This window comes from Rhizobium sp. WSM1274 (assembly GCF_025200775.1).
GTDB lineage: Bacteria > Pseudomonadota > Alphaproteobacteria > Rhizobiales > Rhizobiaceae > Rhizobium > Rhizobium leguminosarum_I.
This window is the reverse complement of sequence record NZ_CP104139.1, coordinates 272,701-290,668: the sequence shown is the minus strand read 5'-3', so window position 1 is coordinate 290,668 and position 17,968 is coordinate 272,701. Positions and strand designations below refer to the sequence as shown.

The following is a 17,968-nucleotide window of genomic DNA, read 5'->3' as shown; positions in this document are numbered from 1 at the left end:
CCGCACAGATGGGTTCCGCGATTCAGTTCAAGCGAAGTCAAGGACATCGTGAATCGCTACTTTGAACGCTCACGACAAAGCTGAAGAGCGGAATGAATATTTGCTTCCGACGGCTCATCCGTAGGCATCCGAGTTGGGCCGCATTGTGGAGTGAGTGAGAGTGTGGATGCTCTGTCTATATAGACGGCAATATAGACGGTGCTTCACACATGGACTTGATGAATGATCTCACCGGGCATTTTAGCCCGGATGGAGATTGTCGATAGCGGGCGTCGCCGGCGTTTCACGGATGAAGCGAAGCTGGCGATTGTGGCTGAGAGTTATAACGGCCCGCGGCAGGTGACGGCCACGGCGCAGCGTCATGGGATCACGCGCTGGCAGTTGAATGCCTGGCGCAGGGCCGTCCGGGAAGGACGGCTTGTCCACCGCTCGACGAACGGGTTTGTTCCAGCGATCGTTGTTGCCGAGCCGGCTGTTGCGAAGACGCCATCTGCGGCGACTGTCGCTGTGCCGCCGCCTGTCAGCGACCAGGGTCGCATGGAGGTGGTGAGTGCGAACGACCGGCGTGTGATCGTCGGTCGGGATGTCGACGTGGACGTCCTGCTGCGGATTATGCGGGGTCTGGAGACGTTGCGATGAACCCGTTTCCGATGGGAACGGGTGTCAAGGTTTGGTTGTCGACCGGACATACAGACATGCGGTGCGGCTTTCCTTCGCTAGCCCTTCGGGTGCAGGAAGTGTTGAAGCATGACCCGGTGGGCGGTCATCTGTTCTGCTTCCGGGGCCGCCGAGGTGATCTGGTAAAATTGATCTGGCATGATGGCCAGGGCGCATGCCTGTTCACGAAAAAATTGGAACGCGGCCGGTTTATCTGGCCGAATGTAGAGGGCGGCGCGGTGGCAATCACGCCGGCGCAGCTTTCTTATTTGCTGTCCGGAATTGACTGGAGAGCCCCTCAGGAAACCTGGCGCCCGACGCGGGTCTGAACGTCTTTTGCATTGAATTTGTTGGATAAATATGCTTCTATGACAGCATGTCGTTACCGCCTCTCTCACTGCCGGACGATCTAACCAGCGCCCACGCCGCGTTGCTGGCGGAACGCGAGGCGCGGATACGCGCTGAGGCTGAAGCGAGCAGTGCAAAAGCAAAACTTTCCGGCATTGAGGCGCTCAACGCCCATCTGCAATTGCTGATCGCCAAGTTGGAACGCGACAAACACGGTCCGAGCCGGGAGCGCACCCAGCGGCTGATCGACCAGATGGAATTGCAGCTTGAGGAACTGGTCGCTGATGCGACCGAAGATGAGCTTGCGTCAGAGGCGGCCTCAGCGAAAACACAGACCGTTCGTGCCTTCACCCGCAAGCGCCCGGTGCGCAAACCCTGGCCAGAAAATATTGAGCGCGAACGTCTCGTCGTCGACGCGCCGACCGCCTGCACCCATTGTGGCAGCGAGCGTCTGTCGAAGCTCGGTGAGGATACTACCGAGACGCTGGAGGAGGTCCCGCGCCGCTTCAAGATCGTCGAAACCGTCCGGGAGAAATTTACCTGCCGGGACTGTGGCTGCATCAGCCAGGCGCCGGCGCCTTTCCATGCCACGTCGCGCGGCTTCCTTGGCCCCAACCTTCTTTCCACCATCGTCTTCGACAAATTCTCCGAGCATCAGCCCCTGAACCGCCAAAGTCGCCGGTTCCGCAGCGAGGGGATTGATCTGTCAACCCAGACGCTCGCCGACCAGGTTGGCTACGTCAGCGCCGCCGTCAAGCCACTCTTCGACATGATCGAAACCCACGTGTTTGCGGCCGAGCGCCTCCACGGCGACGACACCACCATCCCGATCCTGGCCAAGGGGCAGTGCATTACCGGCCGCATATGGACTTACGTTTGCGACGACCGGCCATTTGGAGGGCTCGCGCCGCCGGCTGCCGTCTTCTACGCCTCCAGCGACCGGCGTGGCGAACATCCGCAACGACATTTGGCCGAGTTCACCGGCATCCTGCAGGCCGATTGCTACAATGGCTTCAATCCGCTCTTCGACCGGAGCAGGAAACAAATCCCGGTAACGCCAGCCTTCTGTTTTGCCCATGCGCGGCGAAAGTTCTTCGAGTTGGCCGACGTCTCTCGCAGTGCACGCCGAGGTAAAGGCGCACGGCCTGTCTCGGCAACGGCGTTGGAGGCGGTTAAACGCATCGACGCGTTGTTCGCCATCGAGCGCGAGATCAACGGTCGGAGTGCCGAAGAGCGCCTTGCCGTGCGCCAGGAAAAGAGCAAGCCGCTGCTCGACGAACTGGAGGCTTGGTTCAGGCTGGAACTCGAAGGCCTGTCGCGATCCTCACCGGTGATTGAACCCATCAACTATATGCTGTCGCGCTGGACCGACTTTGCCAGATACGCCGACGACGGCAGGATCTGCATGACGAATAACGCGGCGGAAAGAGCCCTGCGCGGGGTTGCATGTGGAAGAAAGAACTGGAGCTTCGCCGGATCCGAGCGGGGCGCCGACCGGGCGGCCATCATGCTGACCCTTATTACGACGGCCCGCCTCAATGACATCGACCCGAAGGCTTGGCTCGCAGATGTGCTGACGCGCATCGCAGATCTTCCCGTCTCCCGCCTGCGTGAGCTCTTGCCTTGGGAATGGAAGAGGATCAAGGCGGTGGCGATATCGGTTGCCGCGTAAACAGCGTCCGAAACAGCTCCTCCGACCGCCGCAGACCCTCGTCCGTCAGCACCAGCGACTTCGACTTGTTCACCGGGTCGCCGATCATGCCCTTCTGATGCAAGCGATCCGTCGTTGCCCAGTCAAAGCCCTTCCAGGCACAACGCTCGTTATGCAGCGTTAGCCACAACAGCGCCAAAACGGCATCGTCGATCTTGTCCTCATCGATCTCCATGAACCCGACGTTACCACGCGAGCCCCATTAAGTCCTGCGGCCCACCTCGGATGGATACGCTCATCCGCTGATATCGCTCGTCGAGCAGCCATTGCCTCTAATAGCTGCAAGGATGATCGTTGCCGAATCCATCGCGGCAGGCAGGCCTGAGCGAATAGTCGGCGCCGGTATATCCAACCGAGCCGGTTTGCATCGAGTCATTCGAGCTCGTCGTGCAGGACGATAAGACAACCACGATGACGGCTGTCGCGGCTGTCAATAATTTGCGGACTTGAAGCATCCCACCCTCCCCAGCGCTGCCTGAAATTTGCGATATCACTGCAATTCTGGTCAAATAGGGCCGAACCAGTGATCAGTCTATGATCCATACGCCAGTTTGAAGCGCTCGACGAGCATGAGCCAGTGACGAGCGTTTCATTCAATAGCTCATCTCGCAGCAGCTCAGCAGCGTTTCGCATCTCTTTCCAGCACCCGCGTTGAAGCGGACGATGAGATTTCCAGATAATCTGGGTTGATGTTCGCGTAGCCGCGACGGGTTCCACAGACAGTTCCGTCATCGGCGAAGATCTCGACGATTCCACGGTCATGAAACAGACGAAGCTCCTTTCCGTCGCCAAGCTCCGCCACGTAACGGATCGAGCCGTCGTCCTGAGCGAGCCGGATCGAGAGGATACCGCCTGCGACGCCGACCTCGAAGGCAAGTTCGCCGCCCTGCGTCGCAACGACCTTGCTACCTTCCAGGGCGCCGGAAAGGCGGATTTCAATGGGCGCCATCGGTAGCGAGAATTTGCCGCTTTGTTCCACGACGATAGGGTCAGCGGCAAAGTGATCGTCGACTTCGATCGCCGGCAGCATGCGCAGCCTCTTCCTGTCTTCACTCAATCTCAGAACACGGGGCAGGGACAGCTCCCCTGAATAGGACGAACCCTCAAGCTTGCGGTATTCCCAGTTGAACAGCCAGGCAAAGGCGATCTGGCGCCCTCCCGCTTCGAAACTCTGCATCGCGTAATAATCGGTGCCGAAATCCAGCAATTGCAGTTCCGGGATGTCGGGCACGAAGCAGTCGTCAATAAACTCGCCGATCAGGGCATAAAGGAGATTGTGGCGCCGTGTTCGTGGCTCGACATGGCCAACAAAACCCATCACCAGAACCCACTTTTCCTCCAGCCGAAAGAAATCCGGGCATTCCACCGCACGCGCGCCCTCCTGGCGGAATTTAACCGGCGCACGGTAGAGCGGCCTGAGATATTGCCAATCGAGGCCATCGCCGGAGCCGAACAACAACACCGCGGGATCGCCTTCAATCGATGCGCCGAGTATCATGCGATAGGCATTGGCTGCGTCGTCCCACCAAACCTTTGGATCGCGGAAATCGTGCTCGACCCCGTCGGGACGCTCTTCCAACACCGTCACAATGCCTTCCGCCTTGATCATCCGCCGATCTGGGCGCGCTATTTTCTGAATTTCCCGATAGCCCTTGAAAAGGTCATAGGCGGGCAGGCGCTCGGTGTAAAAGAACATCAAACTTCCATCTCGATCCCGAAAGGCATTGCCGGAGAATGCGCCTCCTGTAGCGCCGAGACGCCACAGGTTCTGTTCCGGATGCAGAAATACCGGCATATGAAGCCAATTGACCAGATCGCGGCTGGTCGCATGTCCCCAGTGCATCGGTCCCCAATCACTGCCGCCGGGATGGAATTGATAAAAAAGGTGCCATAGCTCGTCGATCTTGCAGAGACCGACCGGGTCGTTCATCCAATGCCGGATTGGCGAGAAATGAAGCACAGGACGATCCGGATCGGACCGAAGCCAATCTTCAATTTCCGCGCCGGTGTGCTGAAGGATCCCTTTTTGCGAGAATTCAAACACCGTTATGCCGGTCTCGTTCACGGTTTGAGGCTGATATCCATAGGCCCACAGAACAGCGTCCGGCGCATTGGTGACAATGGTGACCTCGCAAGCTTCCCTGTGGTGATATTTGAAAAACTCCGGATCGATGGCAAATGACCGAACCTGCCAAACCGTTTTCCCGTCAATGTCGATACGAAAAAAGCCGTCGCCCGCGGCCCAAAATTCCAAGCGGTACCCAGAGGGTAGGAACAGGTTTTGCTGCGTCAACGGGTCATCTTCCCGGTCCATTTGGTTTGCCATGAACACAACTCCGAATCACTGTATTTTTGACCTACGACCTGGCTATGCTCGGTCTAGTGGAAACTCTGCCGACGATTGCCCAAGAACTGGAGTGCCCCTGAAAGCATTCACCGCTCTGTCCATCTCGACCTGTTCGACATTGCCTGAATCCAGAACGGTATTCCGCACCGAACCCCGTTGCACCCGTACTGCCGTTACCTCGAGCGCCTTCAAATTGTCCGTTGAAAGCAACGCGCCCACTTGCGTGGAAAAACAGGCACTGTTTGGTGCATCGTTGATTTGCGACATTTCGGTTGTGGCCACGATGTGATTGTTGGCGATGTAGTTGCCGCTGCCGGAAACAACATTGATGATCACAGGCTTTGCGGCGAGAGGCTTGATATATTGAGTATCGATCGTCTCTGAAATGTGGTTGGCGATGACAGAATTGTTGCTGCCATCAATGTGCAAAAGTCCGAACAGGTCGTCCAGGCCGTTATCGTACTTCTGCATCGGCGCCCACGGCTCGCGATCACGCAAGAAATGATTTGAGGACACCAGGTTTTCGCAGCAGTTCGCAGCAAAAACCAACATTCCGGGATAGAAGGAATGGAATCTGTTTCCTGTGATCGAGGAACGCACCACGCCGGAAAAATAGACACTGCTCGCGCCTCGGGGGAAGACGTTGTTTGAAGAGACCAGGATGCCCCCGTAATTTTCAGCGTAGATGGAATGTCCCCTATATCCGGCTCCGACAAAATTATTCGCTATCCTCGAGGCCTGACCCATACCTTTCAATTCGATACAGTTGCCGCACTCAGCAATGAAATTATTGTCTATCGCCAGCGCGTCCGCGTCATGAACAGTCACGCCATGTTCCAGATAGATAAGGCCCATCCCCGTTATTCGGAATGAGTCATTGGCGCTGCCCACATAGATTCCCGTTTTGCCATTCCTGTAGGTATTTTCCGCATCATTCTGCCCCGAACCGTCGTCCATGAAGTGCAGGCCATCGATGCAAAAATCGGCAAACTCCACAGAGCTTATGCGAGGATTGCCGGTGCGGTGGACATAAAACGCGGCTCCGGCAGCCACGCCGTCGGCGGCGTCCGGAGACATGTCCACACGTATGCGACTTCCGCCCGGCCACACTTCGCGCCACTGTGCCAGCTCGTCTGCGGGTGTATTGAAACGGATGCTCGACGACGTAAAACCATGTCCCGAGCCGACAATTTTCAGATAGCTCAGGTCTATAGTGACTTGAGTGGCAAGACGATAATCGCCTGGCGGTATATAGATCACTGCTCCAGGCTTTCCGCCGTCATTATGGTCGGGAACCGCTTGCCTGCTTTTAATATCCGCAATGATGCTATTGATGACCGCGCCAATATCCTCATAGGGGTTGCCTACGGGATACTGTGTAACGTCGTAAAAATTGTCACTTGCCATGGTTCATGTCTCCTCGGTCATTTCCTACTCTGCAGCGAGAGTAGACCGATGTTCTTGATTGGCTTGTCGTGCCCAAGCCGCCTGGGAAAATGCGTTCAACCGGCTCTCTTGTTCGAGTTTGGAGCAAGATCCTGCGCACCATCACCGTATGCTGGTGCGGATGTCCGGTTCAAAAAAATGGAGTTCGTCGGCATCGATAGCGATGCGCGCGATGTCACCTGCGCGGACTGCGCTCTTCGGAGAAAAGCGGGCTACAGCAGCCTTTTCGTTGCCGATGTCGACGACGGCGTCCGGGTCGCCGGCGTCCACCCGGCTGGCGTCGATATTCAGATGCACCATGGATTCAGAACCTAGCGCCTCGACAAGAGTAACCGGGGCCGAGATCTCGGCCGAAGAGGGCCGGATTGCGGCGTCGTTCATATGCTCGGGCCGGATACCGACAATGACCCGGCGGTTGGACGCACCGTTGAGCGAGGGGCGGTCTTCGAATACCCGGTCGGGGATTTCCAGATTGTTGCTGCCCAGGGTCAGCGTTCTCCCATTCAGAACGGCCTCGTACAAATTCATCGAGGGCGATCCGATGAAGGCGGCGACAAAGACATTGTCAGGACGATTGTAGAGGTTTTGCGGTGTGTCGACTTGCTGCAGCACGCCGCCTTTCATGACTGCGACGCGGTCACCCATCGTCATCGCCTCGACCTGGTCGTGGGTCACGTAAATCGTCGTGACATTCAGTTTTCTCTGGAGACTGGCGATCTCGGCGCGCATCTGCACGCGCAGCTTGGCATCGAGGTTCGACAACGGTTCATCCATCAGGAAGGCTGCTGGTTTGCGGACAATCGCCCGTCCCATGGCGACACGCTGACGCTGACCTCCTGAAAGGAGTGCCGGTCTGCGGTCGAGCAAAGTTGTCAGTTCGAGGATGCGGGCGGCTTCGTCTACGCGGCTGGCAATCTCAGCCTTCGGCAGGCCTGCCATCAGCAAGGGAAAGCCAATGTTCTCCCGCACCGTCTTGTGTGGGTAGAGCGCATAGGACTGAAAGACCATGGCGATGTCGCGATCCTTGGGATCGACATCGTTGATTAGCCTGTCACCGATCCTGAGTTCACCGCTCGTAATGCTCTCCAGACCAGCGATCATCCTGAGCGCCGTCGACTTTCCGCATCCTGACGGACCGACAAACACCATGAACTCGCCATCCCTGATGTCGAAGCTCAGATCGTGCAGAGCGTGAAACCTGTTTCCGTAGACCTTGTTGATATTGCGCAACTCTATGCCGGCCATGCCTTTGCCTCCCTCATCCCTTTACAGCGCCGAAAGTCAGGCCGCCGACGATCTGTTTTTGCAATGCGAGCGTTACGATGATGACCGGCAGCGAGTAGAGGACGGCCGCGGCGGTCATCGCCCCCCCAGGCAAGCCCATATACCGAATTGTATTCGGCGATGACGATCGGCGCCGTTTTGGTCGCCTCCGACGTCAGCAGCAGCGCGTATAGGAACTCGTTCCAGCTTGTGATGAAGGTAAAGAGCGCGGTGACCGCTATCCCGCCTGTCATGACCGGAAGCACGATCTTTCGAAACGCCTGGAATCGTGTGCAGCCATCCATGCGCGCCGCTTCTTCGAGCTCCTTCGGTATGCCCTCGAAGAACGCGGACATGAGCAACAGTGCCAGTGGTACCGCGGCCGACGTGTGAGCGAGCACCAGGCCTGGAATGGTATCGAGCAGACCCAGCGACTTCAAAAGCTGGAACAGCGGCACTCCGAGCGCCACCGACGGCACCATGCGCGTCACCAAGGCGAAGAGCAGAAAAATGGTGGTGATCCGGCGCCGGTACTGCGTGGCAACGTAAGCGGCAGGCACGGCCACCGAAAGCGAGAGAGCCGTCGTCAGCACCGCGACGGTGAGGGAATTGACGAAGGCTCTCGGCAAGGTGGAGGATCGCAGCACTTCGCGGAAATTCTCGAACGAGACAACGGCGGGAAAGAAGCTTGGCGGGATCTGTTGGACATCAGCCGCCGGCTTGATCGAGGTCATGAGGAGATAGATGTAAGGCAGTGCGTAGGATAGCACCAATACGAGGGCTGCCGCGTTGATCAGGATTCCCCTGAGATTGAGGCTAGGAGCTCTACGCATGGACCGGCCTCCATATCTTCCAGTAGGCGACCGCCGCCAAAAGCATCATGACGATGAGAAACAATGTGCCGGACGCGGAAGCCTCGCCAAGATCGCCGAACCGAACCATGCGCTGGTAGATGTTCATCGAGAACACTTCAGAAGCATGACTGGGACCACCCTGCGTCTGTATCCAGATCAGGTCGAATGTCTTTGCAGCATCCACGCCCCGCACGATCACCACGACGGCAATCACCGGCCGCATAAGGGGAAGGGTGACATGCCAAAAGCGCTTGAGCGCGTTCGCCCCGTCGATCCGCGCTGCCTCCAGCAGGTCTTTCGGGATGTTCGTCAGCCCGGCATAGGACACAAGGGCGACAAAGGAAGTCGTCAGCCAGATGTCGGCAAAGGAAACGGAATAGATGACAATATCTTCGCTGGACAGCCATGCGATCGCTTCCGGATCGCTTATCAGACCCAAACGAACGAGCCCATAGTTCAGAATGCCGATATTGCCGACGAGCAGAAAGCGCCAGAGTAGACCCGCGACGATCGGCGGAACCATCAACGGCAGAGCGAAAATCGTGCGATGCCACCGCGATTGACCGGCAAGCGCCGAAAAAAGCAGCGCCGCACAGAAGCCGAACGTGAACTCGAAAAACAGAGCGAAGAGCGAATACTGAACGGTCCGCAGAGCGCTTTCGATGACACGTTTCGACGTCAAGGCATCGACGTAGTTCTGCAGCCCGACCCATTCGCGAATATGGGGCGTGATCGTATCGACCTTGAAAAAGGAATCGAAGACCAGGAGCCCCACCGGGTAAGCGACCAGCACGCCGAGGATGGCGACAGCAGGCGCGAGCATGCAAAGTACAAATCGGTCTTCACCCGACATGTCCGTCTCCGAAAGCTAAGGGTGGGGCATATTCTGCCCCACGACGTGGAGGAATGTACGAGGCTAGTTGAGAATGTCCTCGATCGTTTCCTTGGCTTCCGTCAGAACCTCCCCGGTATCCGCCTTGCAGGTGAGTGCCTTCTGGATAGCGGGCAGCACGGCTTCGTCGACGATTTCCTGATATTTTTCGTTGATCGGCCGGCCCTGGGTGGCAGGCGCGCTCAGCGTCTCAAGAAGTGGGGGGAAGTGCTCATAGCCGGCCTTGCCTGAATAGCTGCGATAGGCGGAATTCGTCGCGGCAAGGCCGAGCGGAGCTTCGATGCCCAATGCATTATTGGCAATGGCAAACGAGATGAATTTTTTTGCAGCGTCCTTGTGCTCGGATGTCGAGGGAACGACGTTGTACCAAGGGCCGGGAACAGCTGCGATCCCGGCGTCGCCGGCCAGCATCGGCACCACACCGACCTTGCCGCTGACTTTTGAATCCGGAGGCGTCATCTTGTAGGCGTGCGCCCAGAACTTCATCATGGCTGTTTTGCCCTGGTAGAACAGGTTCTGCGCCTCGCCCCAGCCGATTTCGTTCACGTTTTCAGGAACGGAATGATCAATGCAGTGCGGCCCGATATAGAATTCAAGTGCCTTCTTGTGCGCCTCATTGTCGATAATGACCTGCCCGTCCTTATCGAGGATCACCCCTGGCGAACCCGCCTGCAGCACATGCGCCATCCATTCCTCTGAAAACGTGCCGATGGTGTCGGTGCCCCAGAAGTCGGTCTTTCCATCGCCGTCAGTGTCACGCGTGAAGAATTTCGCGATGTCGCGCCACTGCTGCCAGGTTTTGGGCGGCGCGAGAGGATAGCCATACTTCGCCTGAAAAGCCTCCTTTTCCTCCGCCTTATCAAACAGGTCCTTGCGATAGAACACGATCTCGGCATTGGCCCAGGCAGGCATGCCGATCAGTTTGTCACCGGCCTTCGCATCGGCAAGCAAGGAAGGCGGCAGATCCGCACGAACCGCATCGGTGAAAAGAGCCGAAAGATCCTCGACGTGGCTCGCGAATTTCGCATTCCACACGACGTCGATCGTCACGACATCGAACGCGGAAGAACCTGAGGCGATTTCGGCTGAGAACTTGTCGAATACACCCTGATAGGGAACGGTCGTGAAGTTCACCTTGATGCCTGTTTCGGCAGTAAACTTCTCGGCGATCGCCTTCTGCAACATTTCGCCACCACCTTCGACCAAGATATTGATGGTTTCGGCATTGGCAGTGGCGGCCATGAAAACAAGCGCGAGTGCGCTGGCACCAAGCAATTTCTTCATTGATTCCTCCCGTTTGGCTCGCTGCACTTGCACTGAGCCCTCCTTCTTGGTGCGAAGGTAGTCCTCGTATGACGACGTTGTCAATATGAAATGACGACGTTGTCATAAAAATATGTCGACGTTGTCATTTGTCTGGATTAAAACGAATCCGACAAGGAGATTGGCGTCCATGGTGAGCATAGTCAGCGTCGCGAAGGTGGCGGGGGTTTCCAACAAAACTGTGTCTCGCGTCATTAACGGCGAACCATATGTGACCGAGGAAACGAGAGAGAGGGTCGAAAGGGCAATTCGAGACCTCGGATATGTGCCGAATATGGCGGCGCGCCAGATACGCTCAAGTCGCTCCAACACATTTGGTATCATCGCTGACTACGTGTCGACGACGCCTTATTCAGTGGATATCGTTCGCGGGATCCAGGATTGGGCTAATGCTAACGGCAAGACCATTCTGATGGCAAATACCGGCGGCGCATCCGAACAGGAAATTAAAATTTGGAAAATGTTCCAATCGCACCGCATTGACGGTGTTCTCTATGTAACGATGTACCATCGCATCGTTGACCCCGAAATCGGCGACGTCGCTATCCCCACAGTCATGATCAACTGCCGACCAAAAACGAGGGAATTGTTGCCGTCGATCGAACCCGATGACTATCAGGGTGCGCGAGATCTGACCCGCTATCTGCTTGAGCGGGGTCATCGAAAGATCGGCTACATCCGGCTCAATCCGATTTTGCTTGGTGCGGAACTGCGCCTCGATGCTTTCCGCAAGACCGCTGGAGACTTTGGCCTTGCGGACAGTGACCTCACGATCCGCCTTGGCATGGAAGGACCCGTCGGAGCAGAGAAGAACTACGTTTTTGCTGCCGCCACCGAGATGCTTCAACAAAAGGATCGACCGACCGCAATCATGAGCGGCAACGACGAAATGGCGATCCAAATCTATATCGCGGCGATGGCATTGGGTCTTCGGATTCCCGAGGATGTCAGTATTGTCGGTTTTGACGATTTCCGGACAGTTTCCCTGGCGCTGAAGCCGGAGCTGACCACTGCCGCCTTGCCATATTACGGTCTTGGTCTGCAAGGGGCTGAATTGTTGAATAGCGTGGTGGCGGGAAGCGAAGTTTGCCCGAGCAGTCGAGTTATGTCCTGCAATTTGGTGGAGCGACTTTCGGTGTCCTCCTTGTAATCTGAGCTCATGCGCGAGAGTGTCTGGTCGAGCAAGCAAGCTTTCGCAAGAAATGGCGTGACGGTGATATCCGGTAAACCCGGAGCGGTTCACTTCTTCCGGGCTTGACGCCAAATCAAAGTTACTTAATCTAAGACTCTGCAAGCCCGCTTGGAGGAGGGGCCGGGCAATCGCGATGTCGGTCGCGCCATCTTCATCTCCCCCAAAACCATGACCACGACCTCAAAAGCATGACGACAAGATTGTCAGCCGTCGATTTTCAACAGGATAAGCCATGCCTCTGACCATTGCCCAGCGCCTCGATCGTCTGAAAGTTCGCATTGCCGAGTTGGCGCATTGGCGGGATCGACAAAGTGCTGCGATCGACGGCTGGAGTTTCGAGGGCGAGCCGATCGGCCATCACCAGGATTGGCCGCACCGCCAGGGAGTGGTGCATTTTGCCGCAACCGCTGAAGCGCCGGAGTCGTGGCCTCTTGCAGATACTCGCCTGCAGCTCGACCTCGGCGGCGAGAGCTTGATCACACTGAGCTATCCCGATGGAGAGACGGAAACATTCGGTCTCGATCCCTATCATCAGGAATTCCCGGTGAAGGGCCGCCGCTTTTCGATTGCAACGGAAACCGTCGCCCGCTTTCCGTTCGGCGAGCCCAATCGAGCGCCCAAACTCAACAAGGCCCGGTTTATCTGGCTCGACGGACCCGCCCATCGCCTGCACCTTCTGTTGAAGCAGGTTGCCGAGGCAATCGATGCGCTGGGCGAGCATGAAGTTGTGCCGCATCTGATGGATGCCGCCGAGCATGCGTTGCGCAGCCTCGACTGGCCGTCGGATACGGCGGCTTATATCTCCCGCACGTCAGGCGCCGTCATGCAGCAGAAGATCTGGCAACTGCCGGAGCTTGAGGCTGATCCGGCAGGCCTTACGGACGAGCAGAGCGGCTCGGCGGCCACCGCATTCGAGGCTCTGACGGCGCGGTTGAAGGAGCTGCAAAAGCGCTTCCCGCCGAATGGAGAACTGCTGCTGACGGGCCATGCGCATATCGATCTCGCCTGGCTTTGGCCCTATCGCGAGACGCGGCGGAAAATGCGGCGCACCTTCAATACGGCCCTGTCATTGATGGAGCGCTCCGACGATTTCCGTTTCAATCAATCGACCGCTCATTATTACGCGCAGATGGAAGAGGAAGACCCGGAGCTTCTCGAGCGCATCAAGCAGAAGGTCGCGGAAGGAAAGTGGGAAACCGTCGGCGGCATGTGGGTGGAGCCCGACACCAACATGCCGACCGGCGAAAGCCTCGCCCGTCAGGTCCTCTATGGCCAGCGTTATTTTGAAAAGACCTTCGGCACCCGCCACACGGTCTGCTGGCTGCCCGATTGCTTCGGCTTTTCAGGTGCGCTGCCGCAAATCCTGAGACAGGGCGGCATCGACAGCTTCTTCACGATCAAGGTCAACTGGAGCGAGACCAACCATATTCCCTCCGATCTCTTCTGGTGGAAGGGTCTCGACGGCAGCCGGGTGCTGACCCACACGTTCGACAATCCGATGCAGGGTTATAACGGCTTCGTGCAACCCGATTGCTACGTGCCGACATGGAAGAATTTCCGCGGCAAGACGCAGCACCATACTTCGCTGCTGGCCGTCGGCTATGGCGACGGCGGCGGCGGCGTCACGCCGGAGATGGTCGAGCGCGAAGTGCAGCTGCGCGATTTCCCGGCAATTCCGCAGGCGCGCTGGGGCACCGTCAAAAGCTTTTACGAGCAGGCGCACCGCACCGCAGGCGAAAAGAACCTTCCCGTGTGGGACGGTGAAATCTATCTCGAACTGCACCGCGCCACGCTAACGTCGCAAAGCGGCGTCAAGCGCAAGCATCGCCAGGCCGAACGGGCGCTGATCACCGCTGAAACCATTGCTTCGCTGGCGCATATGCTCGGAGCAGACAGGCCCCGAAGCCTCGAGACGGATTGGCGCGTGGTTCTGAAAAACGAGTTCCACGACATTCTGCCGGGCTCGAGCATCCGTGAAGTCTATCAGGATGCGGAGCAGGAACTGGGGGGCGTCATCGAACATGCCAAGGCCGAACAGGCGGTGGCATTGCAAGCGCTGTCGGCCAAGCTGGCGAAAGGCGGGGTTGGCGATGCCCTCGTCGTCGTCAATCCGTCTCTTGCGCCGAGGCCGCTCAGCGCGACACTCTCCGACGGCACGGTCGTCGCCGCCGCCGATCTCGTCGCGCCCTTATCCGTCGCGGTCTTCGACAAGGGCTCGCTCAGGCCGGCGGGCGGGCTAAAGGCTAGCCCCGACCGTCTCGAAAACGACCACCTCGCGGTCGTCATTGGCAACGACGGAGCGGTTGCGAGCCTTATCCACAAGGCGACCGGCCGCGAAGCCGTCGATGGTTCGGCAAACCAGCTCTGGGTCTATCCGGCCGACAAGCCGCGCAACTGGGACGCTTGGGATATCGACGCGGATTATGCCGAAAAGGCCGTCCGCCTCGATGCGCCTGATGGTATCAACCTCGTGGAAGACGGCCCGCACCGCGCGGCGATCCGCGTCGTTTACCGCTACCGGAATTCGAGCGTCACGCAGACCTATGTGCTGACGGCCAACGCCAGGCGGCTCGACATCGAAACGACGATCGACTGGCATGATCGCCGCACGCTGCTGCGCACCCTGAACCCGGTCGCCGCGCAGGCCCGCAAGGCGACCTTCGAATGTGCCTTCGGCATCGTCGAGCGGGCAACGCACACGAATACGTCCTGGGACCAGGCGATGTTCGAGGCCGTCGCGCACCGCTTCGTCGATATCAGCGAGCCGGATTTCGGGGTGGCGCTGCTCAACAATGCCAAATACGGCCATAGCGCCCGCGGCAACGTGATCGGCATGAGCCTCGTGCGCGGGCCGATCTATCCGGATCCGCTGGCCGACGAAGGCGAGCAGAGCTTCACCTATGCGCTGATGCCGCATGAAGGCGCCTGGCATGAAGGCGGCGTTCTCGACGAGGCGATCGATCTCAACCAACCGCTCGTCTCGGCTGAATCCAGCGGCCTCTCCGCCGGCAGTTTTGCGCCGCTTGCGCTCACCGGCATCCCCGTCGCGTTCTCAGGCCTGAAGCCGGCGGAAGAGGGCGATGGGCTTATCCTGCGCCTTTACGAACCGGCCGGTCGGCGTGGCAGGCTCTCCCTCGGCCTGCCTTCCGGATGGAAAGCATCGCAGCCGCTGAACATTCTCGAGGAGCCGATGGAGCGAAAGGGACCTGCCGACATCATGCCGTTCGAAATCCGGACCTGGAAGCTGCAGAATGGCTGACGTTCCTTTCCGGAGAGATCACGCCTCGCCGCTTCGATGCCGCGAGGCGTTGCGGGACTCGCAATAGAGCAAAGCCTCTTAGCGGGACAAACTGGACAAATGGGCCATTTGAGATTATATCAGCTCCTCTAAGAATGGAGATAGTTTCATGGCTGGTTCCCATGTGCAGTTGGATCGTGCTCGTCAGGCGCAGGTCGCCGATCGTGTCGCCGCCAAAGTCGCAGATGTGCTGAAAGCCGACGCTGCATTCGAGTCCGGCTCGGTTGCCCTGTCCGCCAGAATTGCGGGAGCGGCGGCCGCGGCCATTGTCGATCTTCCCGTTAGCGTGCGACGCGAACTCAGCAAGCGACAGGGCGAACTTGCCCGCCGCATTCGTGGTCTGGTAGAGACCTTCAACGATGAACCTGATGGCGGCAAGATCGCACTTGAAATTCCGACGGCCGTGGAACCCTCCAAAGGCGAAGGGCTTGGGAAGATCGCCGCAGCGGAGGAAGGCGAGCGATTGCTAGGCGAGTTTGCGGTTGCCCGCAAGCTCGAGGAATGGGCGGGGCCGGTTGCCGGCGCAAACGAACTCCAGCGCGATTTCGGAATTGCGCGCTCCACCCTCAATCGCTGGCAGCATGCCGGCGAGGTCATCGCACTGCTGAAAGGAACGAGGAAGCACGTCTATCCGATCGAACAATTCATCGACGGGCGTCCGGCAAAGGGCATAGGAACGATTGCCGCTCTCGTTTCCAATCAGCGGGTAGCATGGCTTTGGCTCAGCCAGCCGAATCCCATGCTGGGCGGGCGCAGGCCCATAAACCTCTTGCGACAGGATCATGCGGGCGAGGTCATCGACGCGGCCCAGACCTATTTCTCCGCGCAATGACGCTCGACAAGGCCGTCCTGCAGCGCCTCGCCGTTCGCGCCGACATCACCGACTATGTCAGAATCATCTCGCGCGCTCACGCCGCGACGCCTCTCGGTATGGGCTTCGGCAAGACGCGGTTTTCGAGCCCGAGGGACAAGTTCCAGTTGCTCTATCTCGCTCAGGATCCCGCTGACCGGTTTCAAGGCAAGGCCGAGCGATTGATACTGCGGGAGGAGTTCGACCGCTATTCGATCGCCGTTATCCGAAACCCCAGTCCGCTTTTCCTGCTCGACCTGCGCTACGAAGGCGCAAACCTGCTCGGGGTCTCGACGGATGCCGTTCGAGCCAGGGCACAGACCAGCGGACGCCGGCTCAGTCAGGAAATCTACGATCGCACCGATTTTGACGGCATTCTCTACATGTCCCGGATTACCAACAAGCAGTGCGTTGCCATCTATGATCGCGCTACGGCCAGCATTGAGGCCGACAGCCCCGCATGGGATCTCATCCGCTTGTCGGCGCTCGGCCCCATACTCGATGCCTTTCACCTCACGGTCATAGATAGGGGAATGATGTCCAATCGGTGAGAAGGACGCGTGGCGCTGTCGTGCTTCGGCATTCAGTCGATCTCGATCATCGCGACAAACTTGGCGCTGGTCGAAAGCGTCGGGTCGGGCGGCAAAGTTCGCAACAACAAAATCCACGAAAGCGCGGGCTTTTGGTGAAAGCTGACGATTGGAGGGCCAGACGAGCGAGAGCGCGCCGAATGGCACCATGAAGGAGGTGAGGACGGGGACCAGAGTTCCGGCTCGCATGTGCGACTCTGCGACGTAGACCGGGCAAATGGAGCGAGGCCGAGGCCATCTTGGGCTGGCCGCAGCTCTGCATCCGTATTCTTTAATGTAAGACTTCTCCACAGAAGCAACCGTTCGTATGGCACGACGCATACGGGTTTGCTGGTCGGCCAAGATATCACGAAGCCTTAACCCCATCATGATCTGGTTGGCCCGCTTTGAGCGTCCGCAAGCCGCAAGCCAAAACTCAATCCTCCAAACCAAGGCTCACCAGCAAGCGGCCGACATAGGCTTCCAACCCGCCGACCATATCGAAGCGGGTGGGATCGCGCAGCCAGAGCATCTGAAGTCCGTCCATCACGGCGATCAGCTCGGCCGCCATTGCCCTGCCATCAATCTTGCCGTCTATCGAGCCATCGGCGACGGCTTGGTCGAAGGTGGCGGCGATGTCGTCCTGCAGCTGGGTGGCGCGATCGAGAAACCATGCCTTGGCCGGGTGATCCTTCATCAGGCTCTCGGCATTCAGGATGGCGAAGGTCCTGATGACCTCGATCATTTCGGCGTTGCGGCGAAAGACCTCTACCATGCCCTTGAGCAGGCCACGGAGATCGGAACGATAGGGCCCGATGTAGCTTTCACATTCGAGATCGCGCTTGTCCAGAATGGCAAGCAGGAGATCGACCTTGGTCGGGAAATGGTGCAGCAGGCCCGGCAGCGACAGGCCAACGTCGCGAGCCACATCGCCGATGGCGGCATTCTGGTAGCCGTCTTCGGCAAAACGTCGCATCGCAGCCGACAGGATCTCCGCGCGGCGCGCTTCGCCCTTGCGAGATCGGCGCCATCGCTTTTCGTCCTGTCTGGTCTTCGATTCGAGAAATTCTGCCATCGTCTCTTCCATCTGCCCTTTCTCCCGCCCTCCATCCATACATCACGGTTCGGCAGTTGACATCTTAAAAATACCGAGTAATCGGTAGGTTTAATAACTGTCTGGCGCTGAGAAGTGATGATGCCGCCGGATGAATTGACACC

Annotated in this window: 15 protein-coding genes and 2 pseudogenes; 7 read left to right on the top strand and 10 right to left on the bottom strand. The window is 58.3% G+C overall.

The window, feature by feature from the left end:
• Nucleotides 1–222 precede the first annotated feature (222 nt).
• The 3 genes from tnpA to tnpC are packed head-to-tail and all read left to right on the top strand — an operon-like array spanning nt 223 to nt 2,677.
• On the top strand, nt 223–639 hold the full coding sequence (gene tnpA / locus N2600_RS25605) for an IS66-like element accessory protein TnpA (RefSeq protein WP_260299274.1): 417 nt from the start codon (nt 223–225) through the stop codon (nt 637–639).
• A complete protein-coding gene (tnpB, locus tag N2600_RS25600; protein ID WP_113109094.1) occupies nt 636–986 on the top strand; it encodes an IS66 family insertion sequence element accessory protein TnpB in 351 nt (116 codons plus the stop codon). The genes tnpA and tnpB overlap by 4 nt, the downstream gene beginning before the upstream one ends.
• Nucleotides 987–1,033: 47 nt before the next feature.
• On the top strand, nt 1,034–2,677 hold the full coding sequence (gene tnpC, locus N2600_RS25595) for an IS66 family transposase (protein WP_260299273.1): 1,644 nt from the start codon (nt 1,034–1,036) through the stop codon (nt 2,675–2,677).
• On the opposite strand, the gene N2600_RS25590 is transcribed toward tnpC, so the two are convergent.
• From N2600_RS25590 to N2600_RS25555, 8 genes and pseudogenes are all read right to left on the bottom strand, one after another.
• Nucleotides 2,646–2,891: a DUF6429 family protein gene (locus N2600_RS25590; protein ID WP_041365332.1), complete on the bottom strand. Its 246-nt coding sequence runs from the start codon at nt 2,889–2,891 to the stop codon at nt 2,646–2,648. The two genes, tnpC and N2600_RS25590, sit on opposite strands and share 32 nt — an antisense overlap.
• 97 nt (nt 2,892–2,988) lie before the next feature.
• Entirely contained in the window at nt 2,989–3,171 is a 183-nt protein-coding gene (locus N2600_RS25585; RefSeq protein ID WP_162115871.1) for a hypothetical protein, read from the bottom strand.
• 161 nt (nt 3,172–3,332) lie between these two features.
• Nucleotides 3,333–5,042 (bottom strand): glycoside hydrolase family 32 protein, encoded by a 1,710-nt coding sequence (locus tag N2600_RS25580; RefSeq protein WP_260299272.1) that lies wholly within the window; start codon nt 5,040–5,042, stop codon nt 3,333–3,335.
• 42 nt (nt 5,043–5,084) lie between these two features.
• Nucleotides 5,085–6,470 (bottom strand): NosD domain-containing protein, encoded by a 1,386-nt coding sequence (locus tag N2600_RS25575; protein ID WP_260299271.1) that lies wholly within the window; start codon nt 6,468–6,470, stop codon nt 5,085–5,087.
• Nucleotides 6,471–6,611: 141 nt separating this feature from the next.
• The gene (locus N2600_RS25570) at nt 6,612–7,754 is read right to left on the bottom strand and encodes an ABC transporter ATP-binding protein (RefSeq protein WP_162115869.1); all 1,143 of its coding nucleotides are present in this window, start codon (nt 7,752–7,754) and stop codon (nt 6,612–6,614) included.
• Nucleotides 7,755–7,767: 13 nt separating this feature from the next.
• Nucleotides 7,768–8,605 (bottom strand): annotated as a pseudogene (locus N2600_RS25565) (carbohydrate ABC transporter permease).
• Nucleotides 8,598–9,479 carry a carbohydrate ABC transporter permease gene (locus N2600_RS25560; RefSeq protein ID WP_162115867.1) on the bottom strand — a complete coding sequence of 294 codons (882 nt, stop codon included), beginning with the start codon at nt 9,477–9,479 and terminating at the stop codon, nt 8,598–8,600. The pseudogene N2600_RS25565 and the gene N2600_RS25560 overlap by 8 nt, the downstream one beginning before the upstream one ends.
• A 63-nt stretch (nt 9,480–9,542) precedes the next feature.
• Nucleotides 9,543–10,802, bottom strand: a complete 1,260-nt coding sequence (locus tag N2600_RS25555; RefSeq protein WP_260299270.1) for an ABC transporter substrate-binding protein — start codon at nt 10,800–10,802, stop codon at nt 9,543–9,545.
• 169 nt (nt 10,803–10,971) lie between these two features.
• On the opposite strand from N2600_RS25555, the gene N2600_RS25550 reads away from it, so the two are divergent.
• The 4 genes from N2600_RS25550 (at nt 10,972) to N2600_RS25535 (ending at nt 16,732) form a co-directional block, all read left to right on the top strand.
• Entirely contained in the window at nt 10,972–11,991 is a 1,020-nt protein-coding gene (locus tag N2600_RS25550; protein ID WP_170255541.1) for a LacI family DNA-binding transcriptional regulator, read from the top strand.
• A 274-nt stretch (nt 11,992–12,265) separates the two neighbouring features.
• Nucleotides 12,266–15,292 (top strand): alpha-mannosidase, encoded by a 3,027-nt coding sequence (locus N2600_RS25545; RefSeq protein WP_260299269.1) that lies wholly within the window; start codon nt 12,266–12,268, stop codon nt 15,290–15,292.
• Nucleotides 15,293–15,440: 148 nt separating this feature from the next.
• Nucleotides 15,441–16,163: an antitoxin Xre/MbcA/ParS-like domain-containing protein gene (locus tag N2600_RS25540; RefSeq protein WP_260299268.1), complete on the top strand. Its 723-nt coding sequence runs from the start codon at nt 15,441–15,443 to the stop codon at nt 16,161–16,163.
• On the top strand, nt 16,160–16,732 hold the full coding sequence (locus N2600_RS25535) for an RES family NAD+ phosphorylase (RefSeq protein WP_260299267.1): 573 nt from the start codon (nt 16,160–16,162) through the stop codon (nt 16,730–16,732). Before N2600_RS25540 ends, N2600_RS25535 begins: the two co-directional genes overlap by 4 nt.
• Before the next feature lie 72 nt (nt 16,733–16,804).
• Here N2600_RS25535 and N2600_RS25530 read toward each other — a convergent pair.
• Together N2600_RS25530 and N2600_RS25525 are read right to left on the bottom strand one after the other, a co-directional pair.
• Nucleotides 16,805–17,082: pseudogene (locus N2600_RS25530) on the bottom strand (LysR substrate-binding domain-containing protein); the annotation flags it as partial.
• 104 nt (nt 17,083–17,186) lie between these two features.
• Nucleotides 17,187–17,825, bottom strand: a complete 639-nt coding sequence (locus tag N2600_RS25525; RefSeq protein ID WP_162115862.1) for a TetR/AcrR family transcriptional regulator — start codon at nt 17,823–17,825, stop codon at nt 17,187–17,189.
• Between the last annotated feature and the right edge of the window lie 143 nt (nt 17,826–17,968).

Coding starts and splice junctions, on each gene's coding strand:
- tnpA (WP_260299274.1), top strand. CDS start 223: ATGATCTCACCGGGCATTTTAGCCCGGATGGAGATTGTCGATAGCGGG.
- tnpB (WP_113109094.1), top strand. CDS start 636: ATGAACCCGTTTCCGATGGGAACGGGTGTCAAGGTTTGGTTGTCGACC.
- tnpC (WP_260299273.1), top strand. CDS start 1,034: ATGTCGTTACCGCCTCTCTCACTGCCGGACGATCTAACCAGCGCCCAC.
- N2600_RS25590 (WP_041365332.1), bottom strand. CDS start 2,891: ATGGAGATCGATGAGGACAAGATCGACGATGCCGTTTTGGCGCTGTTG.
- N2600_RS25585 (WP_162115871.1), bottom strand. CDS start 3,171: ATGCTTCAAGTCCGCAAATTATTGACAGCCGCGACAGCCGTCATCGTG.
- N2600_RS25580 (WP_260299272.1), bottom strand. CDS start 5,042: ATGGCAAACCAAATGGACCGGGAAGATGACCCGTTGACGCAGCAAAAC.
- N2600_RS25575 (WP_260299271.1), bottom strand. CDS start 6,470: ATGGCAAGTGACAATTTTTACGACGTTACACAGTATCCCGTAGGCAAC.
- N2600_RS25570 (WP_162115869.1), bottom strand. CDS start 7,754: ATGGCCGGCATAGAGTTGCGCAATATCAACAAGGTCTACGGAAACAGG.
- N2600_RS25560 (WP_162115867.1), bottom strand. CDS start 9,479: ATGTCGGGTGAAGACCGATTTGTACTTTGCATGCTCGCGCCTGCTGTC.
- N2600_RS25555 (WP_260299270.1), bottom strand. CDS start 10,802: ATGAAGAAATTGCTTGGTGCCAGCGCACTCGCGCTTGTTTTCATGGCC.
- N2600_RS25550 (WP_170255541.1), top strand. CDS start 10,972: ATGGTGAGCATAGTCAGCGTCGCGAAGGTGGCGGGGGTTTCCAACAAA.
- N2600_RS25545 (WP_260299269.1), top strand. CDS start 12,266: ATGCCTCTGACCATTGCCCAGCGCCTCGATCGTCTGAAAGTTCGCATT.
- N2600_RS25540 (WP_260299268.1), top strand. CDS start 15,441: ATGGCTGGTTCCCATGTGCAGTTGGATCGTGCTCGTCAGGCGCAGGTC.
- N2600_RS25535 (WP_260299267.1), top strand. CDS start 16,160: ATGACGCTCGACAAGGCCGTCCTGCAGCGCCTCGCCGTTCGCGCCGAC.
- N2600_RS25525 (WP_162115862.1), bottom strand. CDS start 17,825: ATGGCAGAATTTCTCGAATCGAAGACCAGACAGGACGAAAAGCGATGG.